Source organism: Actinosynnema sp. (genome assembly GCF_052038725.1).
In genome coordinates this window covers 1-3,878 of the sequence record NZ_JBQGCX010000999.1, presented here as the reverse complement: position 1 = coordinate 3,878, position 3,878 = coordinate 1, and the positions used below count along the sequence as shown (strand labels likewise).

General features: G+C 77.1%; 6 protein-coding genes. 2 read left to right on the top strand and 4 right to left on the bottom strand.

The window, feature by feature from the left end; all coding sequences use genetic code 11:
* On the bottom strand, positions 1 to 249 hold a 249-nt coding region (locus tag ACTUAL_RS21190), incomplete at its 3' end, for an NAD(P)-binding protein (RefSeq protein WP_440901473.1).
* 93 nt (positions 250 to 342) lie between these two features.
* On the opposite strand from ACTUAL_RS21190, the gene ACTUAL_RS21185 reads away from it, so the two are divergent.
* Positions 343 to 1,335 carry a helix-turn-helix transcriptional regulator gene (locus ACTUAL_RS21185; protein ID WP_440901472.1) on the top strand — a complete coding sequence of 331 codons (993 nt, stop codon included), beginning with the start codon at positions 343 to 345 and terminating at the stop codon, positions 1,333 to 1,335.
* 16 nt (positions 1,336 to 1,351) lie between these two features.
* Here ACTUAL_RS21185 and ACTUAL_RS21180 read toward each other — a convergent pair whose 3' ends face one another.
* On the bottom strand, positions 1,352 to 1,612 hold the full coding sequence (locus ACTUAL_RS21180; protein WP_015802224.1) for a helix-turn-helix domain-containing protein: 261 nt from the start codon (positions 1,610 to 1,612) through the stop codon (positions 1,352 to 1,354).
* Positions 1,613 to 1,658: 46 nt separating this feature from the next.
* Here ACTUAL_RS21180 and map point away from each other — a divergent pair, with 46 nt between their 5' ends.
* Positions 1,659 to 2,453, top strand: coding sequence for a type I methionyl aminopeptidase (gene map / locus ACTUAL_RS21175; RefSeq protein WP_096494389.1), 795 nt, complete (start codon positions 1,659 to 1,661; stop codon positions 2,451 to 2,453).
* Here the strand turns inward: map and ACTUAL_RS21170 are convergent.
* On the bottom strand, positions 2,413 to 3,126 hold the full coding sequence (locus ACTUAL_RS21170; RefSeq protein WP_096494387.1) for an SDR family oxidoreductase: 714 nt from the start codon (positions 3,124 to 3,126) through the stop codon (positions 2,413 to 2,415). The two genes, map and ACTUAL_RS21170, sit on opposite strands and share 41 nt — an antisense overlap.
* A partial coding sequence (locus ACTUAL_RS21165) for an alpha/beta fold hydrolase (RefSeq protein ID WP_440901471.1) occupies positions 3,114 to 3,878 on the bottom strand: 765 nt, incomplete at its 5' end. The genes ACTUAL_RS21170 and ACTUAL_RS21165, both read right to left, overlap by 13 nt.

Sequence of the window (3,878 nt, the reverse complement as noted above, 5' to 3'; positions counted from 1 at the left end):
GTGGTCGCGGTAGGCGTCGGGTTCGCGCAGGCGCAGGGCCGATCCGGACGCGAGCAGCCTGCGCAGGGTGTGCTGGGGCACGAGGTGTTCCAGTGCGTCCAGGGCCCGGCCGTCGAGGGTGATGTGGTAGCCGCCGGTGGCGGTGACGTCGGTGTCGCGGTCGTGGACCGCCACCTGGTGCCCGGTGCGGCGCAGGCCCGCGGCGAGCGCGAGTCCTCCGATTCCGCCGCCTGCCACGAGGATGCGCATGGTGGTGTCCCCCTTCGGGTTCGGTTGGTCGGGGGGTGACGGTGGCAGGGGTGGTGGTCACCGGGTGTCCACTACCGGCGGGAGGATGGTCGGGTGGCGAGCACGGCGCACCGGGCGTTGCGGTTGTTGTCCCTGCTGGGGTCGCGCGGGGTGTGGCCGCTGCGCGAGTTGGCCGGGCGGTTGGGGGTGAGCGGGCGGACGGTGCGGCGGGACCTGGAGGTGCTGCGGGGGCTCGGGTACCCGGTGACGTCGGTGCGGGGGCCGGACGGGGGTTACCGGTTGGGGTCCGGGGGCGGGGTGCCGCTGGTGTTCGACCGGGAGCAGGCGCTGGCGGTGGCGGTGGCGCTGCAGACGGCTCCGGGCAGCGTGTCCGGGTTGCGCGAGGACGCGGAGCGGGCGTTGGAGACGGTGCGGTCGGCGGTGCCGGGGGTGCTGCGGGAGGCGATGGAGTCGGTGCGGGTGACGCGGTTGCGGAACCACTGGGAGTTCCCGGCGCCGCCGATCGACCCGGACGCGCTGACGGCGGTGGGGGTGGCGGTGCGGCGTCGGCGGGTGCTGGTGGTGGAGGTGCTGCGGGCGGACGGGTCGCGGGCGTGCCCCGGTGACGGGGACTTCGTGGCGGCGCGGGCGTTCGAGCCGCAGCACCTGGTGGTGTGGGCGGGGCGCTGGTACCTGGTGGGGTGCGAGCCCGGTGGCGGGGGGTGGCGGGTGCTGCGGGTGGACCGGGTGCTGGCGCGGCCGACGACGGCGGGGTTCGTGGCGCGGGAGGTGCCGGGTGGGGATCTGGCGCGGTTCGTGATGGGCAGTCCCGACCGGGGGGACAGCCCGGCGCGGTGGCAGTGCTCGGGGAGCGCGCGGGTGGCGCTGCCCGCGGGGGTGGTGGCGCGGTGGGCGCCGGGTGGTTCGGTGGTGGCGCACCTGGCCGCGGGGCGGGGCCGGTTGGGGGTGGGCGGGGGGGGGTGGGCGGGGGGGGCGGGGATCCTGGCGACGTTCGACGCGGAGGTGGACCAGGTGCGGCCGGTGGAGCTGGTGCGGGCGTGCCGGGTGGTGGCGCGGCGGTACGGGGCGCTGGCCGAGGAGGGGTGAGGCCGGGGGGCGGGGGTCAGGCGGTCAGGCGCTGCTCGGTGTGCAGTGCGCGGTGCAGCTGGTCCAGGGACAGGCCGACGGCCTCGGCGAGGGCGGCGACGGTGAAGAAGGCCGGGGTGGGGATGCGGCCTCGTTCGATCTTGCGCAGGGTTTCGACGGAGATGCCCGCGTGGGTGGCGATCTGGGACATGCTGCGGTCGCCGCGCGCGGCGCGCAGGAGTTCGCCGAGGCGTTCACCGCGTTCGCGGTCCGACTGGGTGAGGGGCTGGCGCACCATGCTGTGATAGTAATACCGGTATAACTATCACGGCATGGAGTTGTGGATGATCGAGTTGAAGTCCGCTGGCGAGCTGGACGCCATGCGGGCCGCCGGGCTGGTCGTCGCGGACGCGCTGGCGGCGGTGCGGGAGCACGCGGCGGTGGGCGTGTCGCTGCTGGAGCTGGACGAGGTCGCGGCGCAGGTGCTGCGGGACGCGGGCGCGGGCTCGTCGTTCCTGGGCTACCACCCGGCGTTCGCGCCCACCCCGTACCCGGCGGTGGTCTGCGCCTCGGTCAACGACACCGTCGTGCACGGCGTGCCCACCGGCTACCGGCTGCGCGAGGGCGACCTGCTCAGCGTGGACTGCGGCGCGCACGTGGACGGCTGGCACGGCGACTCGGCCACCAGCTTCGTCGTCGGCCTCCCCTCCCCCGCCGACCTGGCGCTGATCGACACCGCCTGGGAGGCGCTGGCGGGCGGGATCGCGGCGGCGGTGCCGGGCGGGCGGCTCGGGGACATCTCGCACGCGGTGGGCAGGGTGGTGCGCGGCGCCGGGTACGGGATGCCGCGCGAGTTCGGCGGGCACGGCATCGGCCGGGCCATGCACGAGCCGCCGGGCGTGCCCAACGAGGGCCCGTCGCGGCGCGGCCTGGAGCTGCGTCCGGGCATGGTGCTGGCGATCGAGCCGATGGTGCACGCGGGCGGCCTGGACGCGCTGGTCGCCGACGACGACGGCTGGTCCCTGCGCACCGCCGACGGCAGCCGCGCCGCGCACGTGGAGCACTCGGTGGCGGTCACCGAGGACGGTCCGCGCGTGCTCACAGCCCCCCGGCCGAGCGCAGCACCGCCCCGGTCGTGAACGAGGCCTGCGGGGAGAGCAGCCACGCCACGGCGGCGGCGATCTCCTCGGGCTCGCCGGGCCTGCCCAGCGGGATGGCGGCGGCGACCCGGTCCGGGCGGTCGGGGACCCCGGAGACGCGGTGGATGTCGGTGCGCACGGTGCCCGCCGCGACGGCGTTGACCCGCACCCCGCGCGGCCCGAGCTCCTTGGCCAGGCCCACGACCATGGCGTCGACGGCGGCCTTGCTGGCCGCGTAGTGCACGTACTCCCCCGGTGAGCCCAGCGTGGCCGCGGCGGAGGAGATGGCCACGAGCGCGCCGCCCTCGCGCAGGTCGCGGGCGGCGCGCCGGGCGCACAGCAGGGCGCCGACGACGTTGACGTCGACCACGCGCCGCAGGTCGCGCACGTCCAGCTCGGCGAGCGTGCCGACGGGGCTGGTGGTGCCCGCGTTGGCCACCGCGCCGGTGAGGGCGCCGAGCTCGGCGGCGGTGTCGAAGAGCCGGTCGACGTCGCCGGGGTCGCTCGCCTCGGCGCGCACGGCGATCGCGCCGGTCTCGGCGGCCAGGGCGTGGGCGGCGGCGGTGTCGGCGCGGTAGGAGAACACGACCTGGCCGCCGTCGGCGGAGAGCCTGCGTACGATCGCGGCCCCGATGCCCCGTCCGCCGCCGGTGACGACGGTCAGGCCAGCCACGCGCCCACCTCCCGGTCCACGGCGCCCGCGCGCTCGGGGGTGTCGACCATGTGGGCCAGGTCCGGCAGGTCGAGCAGGCGGGCGTGCGGGAGGGCGCGGGCGAGGGCGTTCTGGCCGGGGACCAGGGCCGGGTACTCCTGCGCGCCGCGCACGATCAGCACGGGGGCGGTGATGGCCGGGGCGACCCGGAGGTCGCGCTCGACCTCGCGGGCGCGGGGGGACCACTCGTAGTGCGGGTCGTTGACGGTGACGACGGACAGGGCGTCGGTGGCGGGGTTGACCACGGCGACCCGGCGCACCGGCACCAGGGCCCTGGCGGCGGCGAGCAGCGCGATGTGGCCGCCCGCGGAACCGCCGACCAGGTCGACGGGGCCGTCGGGGACGCCGAGCTCGGCGCGCAGGTCGGCCAGCGCGTCGGGGAGCGCGGCGAGGGCGGTCTCCACGAGCGGGGCGTAGCGGTCGACGAGCACGTCGGGGCCCTCCGGGACCGGGGGCAGCGGGAGGTGGGCGCGCCAGGCGTCGACCTCGCGCAGCGGGAGCGCCTCGGCCATCGCGGCGGGGCTGCCGGGGGTGCCCAGCAGGTGCCACAGCAGGACCAGTCGGTTGCCGGTGCGCGGCGGCAGGACGACGCAGTCCAGGCCCGCCGCGGTCGCGGTGATCGTCCTGGTGTCAACGTTGGGCGGGGCGGGCGGGGGTGGTGTCCGCCGTGGGCGGAACGTGCGGGCGGGGCGGGGTGTGCCACCTGAAGGGGT

Excerpts from the sequence above, each read along its gene's own strand:
- map (WP_096494389.1), top strand. The coding sequence starts at position 1,659 with ATGATCGAGTTGAAGTCCGCTGGCGAGCTGGACGCCATGCGGGCCGCC.
- ACTUAL_RS21180 (WP_015802224.1), bottom strand. The coding sequence starts at position 1,612 with ATGGTGCGCCAGCCCCTCACCCAGTCGGACCGCGAACGCGGTGAACGC.